The sequence below is a fragment of the Agathobaculum desmolans ATCC 43058 genome (genome assembly GCF_000701665.1).
Taxonomy (GTDB): domain Bacteria; phylum Bacillota; class Clostridia; order Oscillospirales; family Butyricicoccaceae; genus Agathobaculum; species Agathobaculum desmolans.
This window is the reverse complement of record NZ_JNJN01000032.1, coordinates 1-16,095: the sequence shown is the minus strand read 5'-3', so window position 1 is coordinate 16,095 and position 16,095 is coordinate 1. Positions and strand designations below refer to the sequence as shown.

16 protein-coding genes and 1 tRNA gene are annotated in these 16,095 nt (G+C 57.6%); 15 read left to right on the top strand and 2 right to left on the bottom strand.

Annotated elements, in window-relative coordinates:
- Window positions 1–39: 39 nt before the first annotated feature.
- The 7 genes from scfB to pdxR all read left to right on the top strand — a co-directional run bounded on the left by scfB (window position 40) and on the right by pdxR (window position 6,039).
- Complete coding sequence (gene scfB, locus T363_RS0109115; RefSeq protein WP_031475198.1) at window positions 40–1,410, top strand: thioether cross-link-forming SCIFF peptide maturase; 1,371 nt, start codon at window positions 40–42, stop codon at window positions 1,408–1,410.
- 112 nt (window positions 1,411–1,522) lie between these two features.
- Window positions 1,523–2,014: a hypothetical protein gene (locus tag T363_RS0109110; protein ID WP_031475197.1), complete on the top strand. Its 492-nt coding sequence runs from the start codon at window positions 1,523–1,525 to the stop codon at window positions 2,012–2,014.
- A 61-nt stretch (window positions 2,015–2,075) separates the two neighbouring features.
- Window positions 2,076–2,612 (top strand): hypothetical protein, encoded by a 537-nt coding sequence (locus tag T363_RS0109105; protein WP_031475196.1) that lies wholly within the window; start codon window positions 2,076–2,078, stop codon window positions 2,610–2,612.
- A gap of 112 nt (window positions 2,613–2,724) precedes the next feature.
- Window positions 2,725–3,189 carry a MarR family winged helix-turn-helix transcriptional regulator gene (locus T363_RS0109100; RefSeq protein WP_031475195.1) on the top strand — a complete coding sequence of 155 codons (465 nt, stop codon included), beginning with the start codon at window positions 2,725–2,727 and terminating at the stop codon, window positions 3,187–3,189.
- The gene (locus tag T363_RS0109095) at window positions 3,182–4,132 is read left to right on the top strand and encodes an AEC family transporter (protein WP_031475194.1); all 951 of its coding nucleotides are present in this window, start codon (window positions 3,182–3,184) and stop codon (window positions 4,130–4,132) included. Before T363_RS0109100 ends, T363_RS0109095 begins: the two co-directional genes overlap by 8 nt.
- An 86-nt stretch (window positions 4,133–4,218) precedes the next feature.
- Window positions 4,219–4,596, top strand: a complete 378-nt coding sequence (locus T363_RS0109090; RefSeq protein ID WP_051643195.1) for a DUF5655 domain-containing protein — start codon at window positions 4,219–4,221, stop codon at window positions 4,594–4,596.
- A 39-nt stretch (window positions 4,597–4,635) separates the two neighbouring features.
- Window positions 4,636–6,039 (top strand): MocR-like pyridoxine biosynthesis transcription factor PdxR, encoded by a 1,404-nt coding sequence (gene pdxR / locus T363_RS0109085; protein ID WP_031475192.1) that lies wholly within the window; start codon window positions 4,636–4,638, stop codon window positions 6,037–6,039.
- Between the two features lie 69 nt (window positions 6,040–6,108).
- On the opposite strand, the gene dinB is transcribed toward pdxR, so the two are convergent.
- Together dinB and mscL are read right to left on the bottom strand one after the other, a co-directional pair.
- On the bottom strand, window positions 6,109–7,338 hold the full coding sequence (gene dinB, locus T363_RS0109080) for a DNA polymerase IV (RefSeq protein WP_031475191.1): 1,230 nt from the start codon (window positions 7,336–7,338) through the stop codon (window positions 6,109–6,111).
- Window positions 7,339–7,478: 140 nt separating this feature from the next.
- Window positions 7,479–7,892, bottom strand: coding sequence for a large conductance mechanosensitive channel protein MscL (gene mscL, locus T363_RS0109075; RefSeq protein ID WP_031475190.1), 414 nt, complete (start codon window positions 7,890–7,892; stop codon window positions 7,479–7,481).
- Window positions 7,893–8,221: 329 nt separating this feature from the next.
- Between mscL and T363_RS15155 the strand changes: the two genes are divergently transcribed.
- From T363_RS15155 to T363_RS0109030, 8 genes are all read left to right on the top strand, one after another.
- Window positions 8,222–9,949, top strand: a complete 1,728-nt coding sequence (locus T363_RS15155; protein WP_154658783.1) for a VanW family protein — start codon at window positions 8,222–8,224, stop codon at window positions 9,947–9,949.
- Between the two features lie 25 nt (window positions 9,950–9,974).
- A complete protein-coding gene (locus T363_RS14580) occupies window positions 9,975–11,054 on the top strand; it encodes a DUF975 family protein (protein WP_034972077.1) in 1,080 nt (359 codons plus the stop codon).
- Window positions 11,055–11,613: 559 nt separating this feature from the next.
- Window positions 11,614–13,548, top strand: a complete 1,935-nt coding sequence (gene metG, locus T363_RS0109055; RefSeq protein ID WP_031475188.1) for a methionine--tRNA ligase — start codon at window positions 11,614–11,616, stop codon at window positions 13,546–13,548.
- 63 nt (window positions 13,549–13,611) lie between these two features.
- Complete coding sequence (locus T363_RS0109050) at window positions 13,612–13,812, top strand: DUF4177 domain-containing protein (RefSeq protein WP_031475187.1); 201 nt, start codon at window positions 13,612–13,614, stop codon at window positions 13,810–13,812.
- Window positions 13,809–14,138, top strand: coding sequence for a hypothetical protein (locus T363_RS0109045; protein WP_031475186.1), 330 nt, complete (start codon window positions 13,809–13,811; stop codon window positions 14,136–14,138). The genes T363_RS0109050 and T363_RS0109045 overlap by 4 nt, the downstream gene beginning before the upstream one ends.
- 10 nt (window positions 14,139–14,148) lie before the next feature.
- Complete coding sequence (locus tag T363_RS0109040) at window positions 14,149–14,913, top strand: HAD hydrolase family protein (protein WP_031475185.1); 765 nt, start codon at window positions 14,149–14,151, stop codon at window positions 14,911–14,913.
- A gap of 12 nt (window positions 14,914–14,925) precedes the next feature.
- A complete protein-coding gene (locus tag T363_RS0109035; RefSeq protein WP_031475184.1) occupies window positions 14,926–15,696 on the top strand; it encodes a TatD family hydrolase in 771 nt (256 codons plus the stop codon).
- A gap of 87 nt (window positions 15,697–15,783) precedes the next feature.
- Window positions 15,784–15,859: transfer RNA gene (locus T363_RS0109030), tRNA-Ala, on the top strand.
- Window positions 15,860–16,095 lie beyond the last annotated feature (236 nt).

Here is a 16,095-nt window from a genome sequence, read left to right as displayed (position 1 = left end):
CGCGCCTTTGCTGACGTATTCGGAGGAATCGAAATCAATATGATTCATCGCTATCAAAAAAACGGACTAAATTTTGTGCTGGACGTGAATTCCGGCGCAGTGCATGTACTGGATGATATCAGCTATGCGGTATCCGGTCTGATAGATGAAACCATGGCAGAGGACTGCCCGCAGTCGGTTGTGGATGCGCTGGGGCAGTATGACGTTTCCGAGGTGCGCGAGGCTTACGGCGAATTGTATGCGCTGAAAAAATCCGGCCAGCTCTTCGCGGAAGACGATTACATTGATGTAAGCAAATATATTCCGGTGGGCGCACCGGTCAAGGCGCTGTGCCTGCATGTGGCGCACGACTGCAACCTGCGCTGCACCTATTGCTTTGCTTCGACCGGCGACTTCGGTCAGGGCCGCAAGATCATGCCGCCCGAGATCGCCAAAAAGGCGATCGACTTTGTGATCGCCCGTTCGGGACAGCGCCATAATATTGAAGTGGACTTTTTCGGCGGCGAGCCGCTGATGGCATGGGATACGGTTGTGCAGACGGTTGATTACGCGCGCAGTCTGGAGGAAAAGCACAACAAGAAGTTCCGCTTTACCATTACCACCAACGGCCTGCTGCTCGATGAGGACAAGCGGGCATATATCAATGAAAATATGGATAACGTCGTGCTGTCGCTGGATGGCCGCCCGGGCGTTAACGACGAGTTCCGCAAAACCGTGTCGGGCGCGGGCAGCTACGACGTGATCGTGCCCAAGTTCAAGGCGCTGGTCGATGCGCGCGATCCGCAGAAGGATTATTACGCGCGCGGCACCTTTACCTCGCGCAATCTGGATTTTGCGGAGGATGTGGTTCACATTGCGGATGCAGGCTTTGACAGCCTTTCGGTCGAGCCGGTGGCTGCCGACCCGGGCTGCGGCTACGATCTGACCGAGGCGGACTTGCCGAAGATCGAGGCGGAGTACGACCGCTTGGCGGAGATCATGCTCGAGCGCAGACGGCAGGGCAAGCCGTTTACCTTCTTCCACTTTATGGTCGATCTGGATCAGGGACCGTGCGTGGTCAAGCGTCTGCGCGGCTGCGGCGCGGGCTATGAGTATGTGGCTGTTACGCCGGACGGCGATATTTATCCCTGCCACCAGTTTGTCGGCAAGGAAGAATTCAAGCAGGGCAGCGTGCTCGATCAGTCGTTTGATATGGAGATCGCAACGAAATTTGCGGGCATGAATATTTATACCCGTCCCAAATGCCAGAAGTGCTGGGCGAAGTTCTACTGCTCGGGCGGCTGCTCGGCGGCGAACTATAATATGAACCACGACATGAACGACTCCTATGATCTGGGCTGCGAGATGGAGCGCAAGCGCCTTGAGTGTGCAATCTATCTGAAAGCTAAGGAGAAAATTTGTGCAGAATAGTTAAAACGCTGAATTATCAGAAGAATGCGTAAAATCAATTGCGAACCGGCTGTGCGGTGGCGTATAATGACTACTGTATTTTTTGAACGCCCCCTGTAAAGGAGATGATGATATGCCGCAGAATGTATTGGTTTCCGTGCTGGGCGAGGGCGAATACCTGCCCAAGCTGATCCGGGCGATCCTGGTAAAGGAGATCATTCCCGCGCGCAATCTGTTTTTATCTGCCGGGAACGAGGCAGCCTGCCGCGCGGCAGAAGGCTACGATGTGCGCATTTGCGATGATGATTTGTCTGCGATGATCAAAAGTGAGATCGTGCTCGTCACGGCCTCCAAGCGTGAGATGCCTACCGAGCTGGCCCGTATTTCGAGCAGCTCGCAGAAGCGCGTGGTCGTTACGGTGTGCGATAAGGAATCGGTCGATCTGGCCTATGTGTCCGAGCGGATCGCTGCTGCGACCGAGCTGATTGCCGCCGTGCTGCATCGGGATGAGAACGGAAAGATGTATGCGACCTATGAGATCAACCAGAAGGCGCGCCTGTTTTTGCACCAGCCGTGCCGCGATCTGGTTAACGCGATGTGTGACCTGATCAACGAGCAGGGCTGAGTTCTAATCAGATCAAACCGGGAATATGCTGTGATATGACCTTCCATAAAGGGGGAGCCGTATGAACAAACAGCATATTCTCGGTTTTTTTGATGCTCTGGTGCGCACGCCTGTATTTTTGTTTTTGTGCGCCGTATTTTTGTGCGGCGCGGTCGCGGGCGGGCTGACCGGCCTGTACGCAGGCGCGGGGGACGGCGCGGTCGATCTGGCGGACATGCTCACAGCACTGCCGGAACAAACGGTGAAAAGTGTGTTCTGCGCCGTGCTGTGGATTTTGCTGCCGTTGGGCTGCGGTCTGCTGCGTCCGCAGCCGCTGTTTTTATCTGCGGTGGCGGCGGCGCGCGGCTATGTGCTTGCGCTGACGGTGGCGGTCAGTCTGGGGCAGGGCGGCAGCATAGCGGCAGCCTGTGCTGCCGGGCTGCCGGCGGTGCTCAGCGTATCTGCGCTGCTGGCAGCCTGCACCATGGTATGGCAGGCGGGAGAACGGGGCGGACCGCGGCTGCTGCGTGCCTGCCGTGCACCGTATGCGCTGTGCGTGCTGCTGGCGGCAGCTGGTGCGCTGCTGCGCGCCGGGATCGCTGTGCTGTTCCGCGGATGACCGAAGCGGCGCTGCGCTGCGATGTGCGGTAATATACGGATGCCGGTTGCTTTTTTCGCTTAGGTATGCTAATATTTAGAAAGGTTAACTACTTTGCAGGAGGAGGAGCGGCATGGCCAGTGCGGAGCAGCTCAACAGCTTTCTGGTCGATGTGTTCGGCCGGATCAACAAGATAGAGGAACGCGCCATGACGGCTGGGCTGGATCGTACGGTTTCCATTACCGAGATTCATATTATCGAAAAAATCGGGCTGCAGGAGCCGGTCCGCATGAGCGAGCTGGCCCGTTTGATCGGTGTAACACTCGCAACGCTGACCGTGGCTTGTGACAAACTGGAGGCCAAGGAGCTGGTGCGCCGCGTCCGCAGCCGGGAGGATCGCCGGGTCGTTTACCTGACACTGACCGCCAAGGGACGTGCGGCATATGAGTACCATCGGTCGTTTCACGAGCGGATGGTGTCCGCCGTGGTGGATACGCTGACTCCTGAGCAGGCGGCGGTGCTGGCACAGAGTTTGGAAAAATTGCAGGACTTTTTCCGGCAGGAGGAAGGCGCGGCAGGAGGGGAAGCGGATGGATGATCTGCTGTTTTGCCTGAATGCGACCGTGCCGGTGTTTGCGCTGATCCTGCTGGGCCGCCTGCTGCGCGGGCGGCATTTTTTTGCCCCTTCCACCTTGGCGGATCTGGATAAGCTGGCGTTCCGTGTGCTGCTGCCGGTGCTGCTGTTCCGCGATATTGCAGCGGGGCGCATTACCGAGCAGTTTGATGCGGGCTTTTTCTTTTTCTGTGCGGGTATCACAACGGTATATTTTTTTGCGATTTGGTTTGGCGCAGCGCGCCTGCTGCCCGATCAAAGCATGGTCGGTGCGTTCACACAGGGCGCATTCCGCGGCTCGCAGGCCATTCTCGGGGTAGCGTTTGTGCGTAATCTGTACGGAAACGCCGGGCTGGTTCCGTTGATGATCGTGGCGAGCGTGCCGCTGTACAACATTTTTTCCGTGCTGGTGCTCACGGTGACCGCCCCGGCCGGGCAGACGTTGGATCACGGCGCGATGCTGCGGCGCACCGTTAAAGGGATCGTGACCAACCCGATCATTCTGGGGATTCTGGCCGGTCTGCCGTTTTCGCTGCTGCAGGTGACGTTCCCGCCCATGCTGTCCAAGGGCTTGGATCTGCTTGCCGGGTGTGCCACACCGTTGGCGCTGATCAGCATTGGCGCGGGTTTTGAAGGGGCGAAGGCGCTGAAAAAAATCGGACCGACCTGTGCAGCCACGTTTATCAAGCTGATTTTGCTGCCGGCAGTCTTTTTGCCTGTTGCGGCATGGCTGGGCTTTCGCGATCAGGCAATGGTCGCGCTGGTCATCCTATGCGGTGCGCCGAGCACGGTTTCCGGTTATGTGATGGCGAAAAACATGGGCGGCGATCATGTGCTGGCGGCTTCGATCGTGATGCTGAGCACGGCGCTCAGCGCGGTCACGCTGACGGTGATTTTATTTATTCTGCGCACCGCGGGTCTCATATGAGGCGGGCACGTGCAGGTGTGTATCTTGACATTACCCCTCTGAACTGGTATTGTAAAAACAACAATGCCAGTTCGGAGGGGTTTTGTATGCCGGATTTTGCAGCTATCGATGCGATGCGGTTTTTCGACCGCCGTCCGCACGCGCTCGCCCTGTATCAAATATTTGAGGGCAAGGTGCGTGCGGCTTGTCCGGATACACGAGTCCGCGTGCTGAAAAGCCAGATCACATTGGAAAACCGGCATGGGTTTGCCTTTGTCTCCCTGCCGCGCCGTAAAGCGCAGGGGGAAGCGATTGTGGTCAGCTTCGGCTTATCCTATCGGGTGGATTCGCCGCGCATTTGGGCGGCAGCCGAACCCTATCCCAACCGCTGGACGCATCATGTGCTGGTGTCGGACGAAGCGCAGCTGGATGACGAGCTGCTGGGGTGGATCGAACAGGCGGCTATGTTTGCAGCATCTAAGTGAGTCCGGCGCAGGTAGCTTTATCAGGAAAGGGGCGGTTGTATGCTCACCTATCATCTTGATCCGCAAAGCAAAACACCGCTTTATGAGCAGCTTTACCGTGCGGTGCGCACGGATATCATGTCGGGGGCGTTGGCAGGCGGTGAACGTTTGCCGAGCAAGCGCCGGCTGGCGGAGAATTTGCGTGTCAGCCAGATCACGGTGGAAACAGCGTACAGCCAGCTGCTGGCAGAGGGGTATCTGACCTCTGCGCCGCGGCGCGGGTATTTTGTGCAGCCGCAGCTTGCCGTGCCCGCTGCGGCTGCTCCGCCGCGGGCGGCGGTGGCTGTTCCTGCCAATCACCGCCCGGCGGAGGAGTGCCGCTATGATTTCCGCACCAATATTGTGGATAACGGCTGCTTCCCGTTTGCAACATGGGCGCGGTTGTCCCGTGCGGTGCTGAGCGAGGATGCCGAGCGCCTGCTGCAGGCGACCGATCCCTGCGGTGCGCCCGCGCTGCGTGAGCAGATCGCGCGGTATTTGTATGATTTTCGCGGGATCAATGTCTCTCCGGATCAGATTTTGGTGGGGGCCGGGTCGGAGTATCTGATGCATCTGGTGATTCAACTGCTCGGGCGCAGCCGGGTGTACGCATTGGAAAATCCGGGCTACCGCAAGCTGTATCAGATTTTTTCGGCAAGCGGCGCGGCGGTGCGGCCGCTGCCGCTGGATAAAAGTGGCCTGCGGGCGGATGCTCTTGCGGCAAGCGATGCCTCTGTGGTTTATCTGACCCCTTCGCATCATTTCCCGCTGGGCACGGTTATGCCGGCTGCACGGCGGATGGAGCTGCTGCGGTGGGCTTCTGCCGCGCCGGACCGGTATATTATTGAGGATGATTACGACAGTGAGTTCCGCTATGCTTCGCGGCCGATCCCGGCGCTGGGTGAGCTGGATCGGGAAGGACGGGTGGTATATGTCAACACCTTTGCCAAAAGCTTGGCGCCCGGTCTGCGCATCGGCTATCTGGTGCTGCCGGAAGCGCTCATGGCGCGCTATCGGGAGCGTTTTTCGCTTTATTCCTCCACGGTGCCGAGCATGGATCAGTATACGCTGGCAGCGTTTATGCGTACAGGCGGCTTTGAGCGGCACATCAGCCGCAGCCGCAAGGTATATCAGGCGCGGCGGGATGCGCTCATTGCCGCGCTCGACCGCGAACTGTCTGGTTTGCCGCATGAGATCTCGCGTTCAGAGGCCGGCCTGCATCTGCTGCTGCACATGCGCAACGGCATGCCCGAGCGTGAACTGATCGACCGGGCGCGCACGGCGGGGGTGCGGGTATACGGGCTGTCCGCCTATTATCTGCCGCCGGTCAAGCCGCCGCGGGCGACATTGGTGCTGGGCTATGCCGGTATGAGCGAGCGGGAGATCGACGAAGCGGCCCGCCTGCTGAAAGAAGCGTGGCAGTAACGGCGGCAGGAGCCGCAGTAAAAACGGCATATCAGAAGTGTAGCTGCACGCCTTCCGATATGCCGTTTATTATGGTTGATCGTGGTGGTTGGGGTCGTTTTTATCCGGTTTGGGGACGGAGTATCCAAAAATAACAGACTGCTCACCAAATTTGCGCCGCAGCGCGTCTACGGTTTGGTCGAGCTTGTGTTGGCGGTCGCGCTGCTGCAATGCGCCGGCAGCGTCAAACAGGGAAAGCTGTTCGCAGGCTGTGTTTTCGGGCAGCAGGTTGGCAGCCGTGACGGACAGCAGGCGCACCGGTTTGTCCGGTGTCCAGTGTGTATGCAGCAGTGTCATAGCGGCATCAAGCAGCACGCGGGTGACATTGGTAGGCTGCTCGAGTGTGATCTGCCGTGAACGGTTGCGGAACTCCGGGTCGCGGATGCCGAGCTGAACGGTTTGGCACACCAGTTGGCGGCTGCGCAGGCGGCGGCCGACGTTATCGCACAGTGCACTCAGCCCCATGCGGCATGCCTCTTCCCCGATGAGGTTGTGCGCAAACGTCATGCTGTTGCCGACTGATTTGACCGCGCGCTCGGCATAAAATGAGCGCACCGGCTCGGTATCCTCCCCGCGGGCGTAGCGCAGCAGGGTCTCGCCTGATTTGCCCAGAATGTGGTGCAGGGCTACCGGGTCACAGGCGGCCAGGTCGCCGATCGTCCGCACGCCCAGACGATTGAGCTGCCCCAAAGTTCGCTTGCCGACATACAGCAGCGCACTGACCGGCAGCGGCCAGACCCGTTCGCGGTAATTTTTGCGGGAGAATACGGTCGTGGCATCCGGCTTTTTGTAATCGCTGCCCAGCTTGGCAAAAGCGCGGTTGAACGATACGCCGACCGAAATGGTCAGTCCAATTTCCTCCCGCATACGGCGGCGCAGTGTGTCCGCGATCTCCGCGCCGGTGCCGAACAGGTGCATCGAGCCGGTCACATCCAGAAAGGATTCATCAATGCCGAAGGGATCGACCAGATCGGTGTATTGCAGGTACAGCTCGTTGCAGCGGCGGGAGTATTTGACGTATTCCTCCCGGTGCGGTGCAACCAGCCGCAGGGAGGGGCATTTGCGTTTGGCCTGCCAGATGGTTTCGGCAGTTTGCACGCCGCAGGCCTTGGCCTGCTCATTTTTGGCAAGAATGATGCCATGGCGGCTTTCCGGGTCACCGCAGACCGCGCTCGGCCCGTCGGCCAGCGTGGGGTCAAGCAGGGTCTCGACCGAGGCGTAAAAGGCGTTGCAGTCGCAGTGCAGGATGGTGCGCTCCATCGGGGGGTTCCCTCCCTTCGTTTTTCTTATTATACTGCGAAACCGCGGCGGCGGCAACGCTGCACTGCAAAAGAAAACAGCAGGCGCCCTTATTCGGGGGGGCGCCTGCTGCCGGTATGGTATTCAGCTGATGGAAAAGCTTATTCCTGCGGCAGCTCGGAAGCGCAGTGCGCGCATTTGGTTGCGGCAACGGGGATCTCACTGCAGCAGTAGGGGCAGAGCTTGGTTGCCGGTGCTGTGGGGGCGGCAGGCTTTTTGTGCCGCTGTGCCAGCTTGTTGACCGTGCGGATCATGCAAAACAAAATCAGTGCGAGAATCACAAAATTGATGATGGAGGAGAGAAACGCGCCGTACCGCAGTTCGATATTGCCGATTTGGAGCACGAACGCACTTAGGTCGGTTGAACCGGCGGCGCCAAGGATCGGGTTGATGATGTTTTCGGTCAGCGAGTTGACAATCCCGGAAAACGCGCCGCCGATGATCACGCCGATGGCCATGTCCATCACATTGCCGCGCAGCGCGAATGCTTTGAATTCTTCTAAAAATTTTTTCATATGCCACACTCCGTTCAGCAAATACTGTAAATAGTTTACCGACATACGAGCAAGTGGTCAAGTGAAGACAGGCGAAAGTATGGTGAAAAACGCACAAAATAACCGCCGTGGGAATTTAACCGAATTGTTATTGCATCTACCACTATAACCGTCTATAATAAAAGCGGAGTATACTGTCGAAAAATGGTGAGCGGGGTGCTTGCCGTTTTTGGTATATCCTGTATGAGGAAAAGAGGTTCTGCATATATAGGCAGTACCGGAGAGCAGATGTGCCGGCAGCCGGTGTTCGCAGCGGCTGGGCCGGAGCAAGGGGATCAAAGGAGCGCATTTTGGAAAAACAGGTTAAAAAAGCTGGGAAGGGAGCACACACAGCCCGGCATATCAAAAAAACGCCTGATGCCGGGAAAAAGCAGAAAAAGCCTTTCCGTGTGCCGCTGGCGGTGTGGATCATCGGTGCAGCACTGGTAGTGCTGCTGGCGGTGCTGTGCGGCTTTACTTATCTGTATCCGCGGGTGTTTCCGGGGGTTACAGTTGGGCCGATCCCGGTCGGCGGGATGGATCGCACCGCCGCCGCGGCGCGTATTCAGGAGCAGAGCGCACCGCTCTATCAGGATGCGGCGGTTTCGGTTATGATCTATGAGACGACGTATGATATACCGGTACGCGATGTGCTGCAGCAGGTGGATACCGCACAGTCGGCAGAAAATGCGTACGCGGTCGGGCGCACGGGCAATCCGTTTGTCCGGATGTGGGATGTGGCCTGCGCCCTGTTGGGGCAGAAGGAGGCGCAGCTTGCCGCCGCAGTGGATGAGGACGGATTGAAAAAGGCGTTGGAGGAGATCGCTGCCGAGGCGATCACCGAGCCGGTCGAACCCTCGTGGGAAGCGGCAAAGGACAGCCTGATCATCCACGCAGGTAAGCCGGGCGTGCATTTTGACGCGGATGCGGTCGAGCAGGCGCTGACGGAAAAGATCCGTCTGATGGATTTTGAACCATATGAGGTATCCACTGAGCTGACCGATGCACCGAAAATCGATGTGGAGAAAATTGCAGCTGAGGCCATCGGCGATCCGGTGGGGGCAACCGTCAGCAAGGAGGACGGTAAAACCATTCTGCCGGAGAAAGCCGGGGTGCAGTTCGATATCGCGGAGGCTAAAACGATTGTGGGAGACGGATCGGCTGCGCAGTATACCATTCCGGCAGAGATCACACCGGCGAATGTGACGGCGGCGGATCTGAAGGAAAAGCTGTTCCGCGATACGTTGGCGCGCACGGCCACCAGCCTGAATGAGGGCAATGTGGCGCGTACAGGCAATGTGCGGCTGGCATCCAAGGCTATCAACGGTACGATCCTCAACCCCGGGGACGAATTCTCGTATAACGGCGTGGTAGGGGAACGCACCGCGGCGCGGGGCTATCGGCCGGCGGGCGCTTATGTCAACGGAAAGGTTGTCGATGAATTCGGCGGCGGTGTGTGTCAGCCGTCCTCCACCCTGTATATGGCAGTGCTGCGCGCGGATCTGGAAGTGACCGAGCGGCATAACCACTCATTCACCGTGGCGTATACACCGCTGGGAGAGGATGCGACCGTGGATTACGGCAATCTGGATTTCCGCTTCCGCAACAATACGGCGTATCCGGTTAAAATTCTGGCGGAACAGTCGGGCGGGCAGATGATCATGACGATCGTCGGCACCAAAACCAGCGATAAGACCGTTTCCACCCGCACCGAGGTGCTGGCAACATATGCTCCGCAGACGGTGGAGAAAAAGGATAACAGCATGAAGGTGGGCGAGACCCGCGTGGATGTAACGCCCATCACCGGTTATTCCACCCGCACCTATAAGGTGATCACGGAGAACGGCAAGACCACCGAGGTGCTGGCGAATAAATCCAATTACGTGAAGCGGGACAAGGTGGTTTATGTAGGAACGATCCAGCCCAAACCGACAGCTCCCGAAAAGCCGAAGGAGCCGGAAAAGCCGGAAGAGACCGATCCCCCGCAGACCGGGGCAGAATCGGCTGCCCCCGCGCCGGGCGAAGAAGCGGCAGCATAACGGTAAAAGAAAAGGAGGAGAACAGATGAACCCAACCTATAACGCACAGGTGCGTAAGGAGCTTAAAAAGAATAGTAAGAATATCGTTGTGTCCCACTTAGGGCGCTGCATCGGGATACAGTTTTTGTATACGGTGCCGTATCTGCTGCTGACACTGCTGCTCTATGTCGCACTGTTCGGCGGCGTGTTCAGCCTGATGCTGAGCGGCGTAACCGATGAGCGCCTGCTGACGATGGCACTTTTGAACGGTATGAACGGCATGTGGCTGGTGCTTTTGCTGATGCTGCTGATCAGCGGACCGCTGACGTATGGCATGATGCGGTTTTATATTGGCTTGCACCGGGGGAAGGAACCGGGGGCAACGGTTTTGTTCACACCGTTCGCTTCGCTGCGCTCGGCATGGACCGGCATCAAAATGTCGTTCTGCCTGTTTTTCCGCGGGCTGCTGTGGCTTATCGGACCGACGTTTGTATATTTCTTGCTGGCGGTGGCCATACCGGTGGGGATGATGGCGTCCGGCTATTTCCCCTCGAACGGGTCGATGATGCTGCTCAACATTGCATTTTTTATCGTCGTGCTGTTGATCGACGTCAAGCTGATGAGCTACAATGCCGGTTGGGTGCTGTTGTATGACAACGAGGAATACGGCGCTTGGGCGGCAACACGCGATGCCGCGGCAGCATTCAAGGGACATTTTTGGGATTTGCTGGTGTTTGTGCTGAGCTTTTTCGGCTGGGCACTGCTGTCGGTCGGCGTGACCTATTTGTGTGTAGGAATCGGTATTGCGGCCATGTCTGTGATGCAGGGCGGTGCTGCGGTGACTGTGCTGGTGCTGGCGCTGGTGGCGGCACTGTGCCTGTCCGTGGTGCTGGACGGATTTATCAGCAGCTACAGCAATGTTTCGTTTATCAGCCTGTATGAGCATCTTTCGGCGTCTTCTGTGTGCGAAGGGGATGCATCGGCGGTCTGGACAGCGCAGGGTGGAGCAGACATACCGGCGGTTTCGGATGCTGCGCCGCAGGAAACGGCGGAGGTGCCGGAGCAGCCGGCAGATGCACCGGCGCAGGACGCACCGGCGCAGGAAGAACAGAAAACCGAAGATTAGCCGTGCGGCAGAGGATTTCCTCTGCCGCTTATTTGTGCGTTCTGTGGGAGGGGCGGTTGACAGCACGGCGGGAAAAGACTATAATAAAGCCATATCGGATCATAGGCAATGAAAAGGAAAGTACGCGGTGCAGAACGGCAAAGCGAATCCCGGATGGTGCGAGCGGGATGCGGAGGGCGCGGCGGAAAATGGCCTTGGAGCCCCGTACCGAGCCGCAAAGGATGCGGTAAGGCTGCGGCGGAGGACTCCCGTTACAGGGTCCGGGTATGGCAGTACCCGCAGAGGTCCGCACCGCGAGGTGCGGGCGAAGCAAGGTGGTAACACGGAAGCGGTTCGCTCTCGTCCTTGGATGATATTCATTCGGGGAGGAGGGCTTTTTTGATGGATCTTTCGCTGCGGCCTCCTGCCGCGTGCCGGAAAAGAACGGCTTTCTCTGCGAGGGCATAAAAGCGGCTGCGTGTCATCAAAAACAGTGTTTTGCCGGACAGCAAGGCTGTATACATTGGTAAAAATGCGATAAAGCGCAAAGAATAGACGGTATGTAAAGGAGTAAGATCATATGGAAAAGAAACCCTATTATATCTCAACGGCGATTGCCTATACCTCGGCCAAGCCGCACATCGGCAACACCTATGAGATCGTGCTGGCCGATGCGATCGCGCGCTATAAGCGCATGACCGGCTATGACGTATATTTCCAGACCGGAACGGACGAGCACGGCCAGAAGATTCAGGAAAAGGCTGAGGCGGCCGGTATTTCGCCGCAGCAGCATGTGGACAATGTGGCGGGGCAGGTTAAGGAGATCTGGGACCTGATGAATACCACCTATGATAAGTTTGTCCGCACGACCGATTCCATGCACGAGAAAAAAGTGCAGAAAATCTTCAAAAAGCTGTACGATCAGGGCGATATCTACAAGGGCAGCTACAAGGGAAAATACTGCAAGCCCTGCGAGTCCTTCTGGACCGAATCCCAGCTTGTGGACGGCTGCTGCCCGGACTGCGGCCGCCCGGTGGTAGACGCGGAGGAAGAGGCTTACTTCTTCCGCATGAGCAAGTACGCCGACCGCCTGATGAAGCATATCGAGGAGCATCCTGAGTTCATCCAGCCCGAGTCCCGCAAAAACGAAATGGTCAACAACTTCTTAAAGCCCGGCCTGCAGGATTTGTGCGTATCCCGCACCTCGTTCTCGTGGGGTATTCCGGTGGACTTTGACCCCGGTCATGTGGTCTATGTCTGGCTGGACGCGCTGACCAACTATATTACGTTCTGCGGCTACGATCCGGACGGTAACCATGATGAGCACTACAAGAAATTCTGGCCGGCTGACGTGCATTTGATCGGCAAGGATATCATCCGGTTCCACACGATCTACTGGCCGATCTTCCTGATGGCGCTGGGCGAGCCGCTCCCCAAGCAGGTGTTCGGCCACCCGTGGCTGCTGGTGGGCGAGGGCAAGATGTCCAAGTCGCTCGGCAACGTGATCTATGCGGATGATCTGGTGCGTCTGTTCGGTGTGGACGCAGTGCGCTACTATGTGCTGCACGAGATGCCGTTTGCAAATGACGGTGTGATCTCCTATGAGCTGATCTGTGAGCGCATCAACGCGGAGCTGGCCAATGTGCTCGGCAATCTGGTCAACCGCACGATCGCGATGACCAAGAAGTATTTCGGCGGCATTGTGCCCGCGCCGTCGGACGCAGAGCCGGTGGATGAGGAGCTGAAGGCCGTCGCGCTTGGCCTGCCGGCGGCGGTTGAGAAGCGCATGAGCGACCTGCATGTAGCGGATGCCATCGACGAGGTGTTCACGCTGCTGCGCCGTTCGAACAAGTATATCGACGAAACCATGCCGTGGGCGCTGGCGAAGGATGAGAGCAAAAAGAGCCGTCTGGGTACCGTGCTGTATAACCTGCTGGAGTCCATCCGCTTTGCGGCAACCATGCTGCGCCCCTATCTGCCGGAAACCGCGGATAAGATCTTTGCGCAGCTGAACGCGGCGGATCAGGGCGTGGAAAGCCTTGCATCGTTTGACGGTATGCAGGCAGGCGTACCGGTGGGCGAGGCGTCCATCCTGTTTGAGCGCATCGACATTCCGAAGAAGCTGGCGGAAATCGAAGAGGAAAAGCAGGCTGCGCAGGCGGCAGAGCAGCCGTCCGTCACCTTCCTGCCGGATATTCCGTTTGACGATTTCTGCAAGGTGGATATGACCGTGTGCAAGGTGCTGGCGTGCGAGAACGTCAAGAAGAGCGAAAAGCTGCTCAAGTTCCAGCTCGACGACGGCTCGGGCAAGCCGCGCCAGATTTTGTCCGGCATTGCAAAGTATTATAAGGCGGAGGAGCTGGTCGGCAAAACCGTCGTGGCCGTGACCAACCTGCCGCCGCGTAAGATGATGGGACAGGAGTCCTGCGGTATGCTGCTGTCTGCCGAAAAGGACGGCAAGCTCAATCTGCTTATGCTGGATGACGCGATTGCAGCGGGCGCAAAGCTGTGCTAAAATAGAAGAGTGAAAAGGGCTGCGGTTCTGCTGCAGCCCTTTTTTCGGCAGGGAGGGCATTGCATGTATCAGTATATGTATGTGCCGCTGCACACCGGCGGCGGAGCCTTGGTGGATAATGTATGCTGCAAGCACCGGGAGCTTATCACGCAGTATGCGGCGCAGGGGTGGCGGTATGTCGGTTTTGTGCCGACGCAGTTTACCCGCACCGGCGGCATAAAGGATATGGATCTGGTGTTTGAAAAACCGGAGGCGGAAGCATGAATCCCAAAGGCATCCCGATGGCGGTAATTTTGTGGATCTGTGCGGCGGTGTTCCTTGGTATCGGCTGCTGGGCGGCGCGGCGGCGCGATCCGATGCACTTTTGGGCGGGCAGTACGGTCAGACCGCAGGAAATACGGGATATTCCTGCCTATAACCGCGCCTGTGCCCGTCTGTGGTGGAGCTATGGGGCGGTGTATGTGCTGGCAGGTGCCGCCAGCCTGTTTTCGATGCTGTGGGCGGGCGTGATAACGGCTGCGGCCTGCCTGCCCGGCTTGCCCGTGTTGATTTTTGCCTATGGGCGGATATACAGAAAATACAAGCAGTAAGAGGAAGTTTATGCAGAAGAAGTATTTCTTTTTTGATATTGACGGCACACTGAGCATTGGGCAGACCATGGTGATGCCGGAAAGCGCAGTGCGCTGTTTGGCTCGTCTGCGCGCAGAGGGGCACTTTACCGCATTGGCGACCGGCCGCCTGCAGGCATCGGCGGCGGGGTTTGCCGCCGCGCACGGCTTTGCGGATTTTGTAGCGGACGGCGGATACAGCCTGACGCTCGGCGGGCAGATCGCAGAGATGAAAAGCCTGCCGGTGCAGGAATGTATTGCACTGATCGAGCGGTTGGAAGCGGCGGAGATCCCATGGTCGGTTACGCCGGTGAACGAGCGCATGTGTGTAACATCGGATGCGCGTTACCTGCCGTTTGCGCCGCCGGAGTATTTCCCTACACAGCTCGATCCAACGTTCGATTATCACACGCTGCGCGAGATCTATAAGGTCAACATCGCCTGTCCGGCCGGACAGGAGGCGGAAATTGATTTTGGCACGCTGCCAACCGTGCGCTATAACCGTGATGTGCTGCTGATCGAGCCAACGGAAAAGCAGAAGGGTATCCGTCGGATGCTCGACCGGATGGGTATTCCGGATGAGGATGTCGTCGTGTTCGGGGATGGATCGAACGACCTGTGCATGTTCGGACAGGGGTGGTTTTCGATTGCCATGGGCAATGCGCGGGAAGCGCTCAAGGCGCGGGCGGATTATGTGACCGATCCGGTCGACCGGGATGGTCTTTGGAATGCCTGCCGCCATTTTGGATGGATTTGAGGAGGAGATATAATGCTGTTTGATACCCATGCCCACTATGATGATGAGCGCTTCGATGAGGATCGTGATGCACTGCTTTCCTCCATGCCGGCGCATAACGTGGGTCTGATCCTTAATCCCGGCTGCGATGTGGCAACCAGCCGCAAGGCGGCAAGCTATGCACAAAAATATCCGTTTGTATATGCTGCGGTGGGGATTCATCCGGAAAATATTGACGAGAACTGGAGCAATGCGCTGGAAGCTGTGAAGGAGCTGGCCCGGCGTGAGCCTAAAGTGTGCGCCATTGGTGAGATCGGTTTGGACTATTATTGGGAGAAGGAGGAGCGTGCCCGCGCCCGTCAGCAGGTGGTTTTTGCCCGCCAGATGGAGCTGGCACGGGAGCTGGGCAAGCCGGTCATTGTGCATGACCGTGATGCGCACGGCGACTGCATGGAAATTACGCGGCGCTATCCTGATGTGACCGGGGTATACCATTGCTATGCAGGCAGTGTGGAGATGGCGCGGGAGCTGCTGAAGCTGGGATATTATCTGTCCTTTACCGGGGTGATCACGTTTAAGAATGCCCGTAAGGCACTGGAGGTTATCCGGGAAACGCCGATCGACCGGCTGATGATTGAAACCGACTCTCCTTATATGGCGCCTGAGCCGTATCGCGGACGTCGCAATTCCTCGCTGTATGTGCATCGCATGGCAGAAACGATTGCCGCGGTGAAGGGGATGGATGCAGCTGAGGTGGAAGGCATTACCACTGAAAACGGGAAACGGTTATTTGGAATTTCGTAAGCAAAAAATGCTTTAATCGCTTGACAGATGGGATGGCATACGGTATAATAGTTTTTGTCGCTGGGGTATATGCCTGCGCGGCAGTTTGGGGGCGTAGCTCAGCTGGGAGAGCGCCACACTGGCAGTGTGGAGGTCATGAGTTCGATCCTCACCGTCTCCACCAAACAAACCGCCTGTTTATAAAACAGGCGGTTTTTGCATGCAAAAAACCAGATGAAAATGGACGAGTCTGTCGAAAAAGTATTTTGTTGATGCGTTCATCAATACGCGCGGCAGCGCGCATCAAAACAGCATTTGCAGCGCAAATGCATAAAAGCTGGGGGCGTGTACCTCAGCTTTTATACTTTGAGAGAGAAAAAGTTTCTGCATAGGAACTTTTTCTCGTCCATGTTTGGCGAA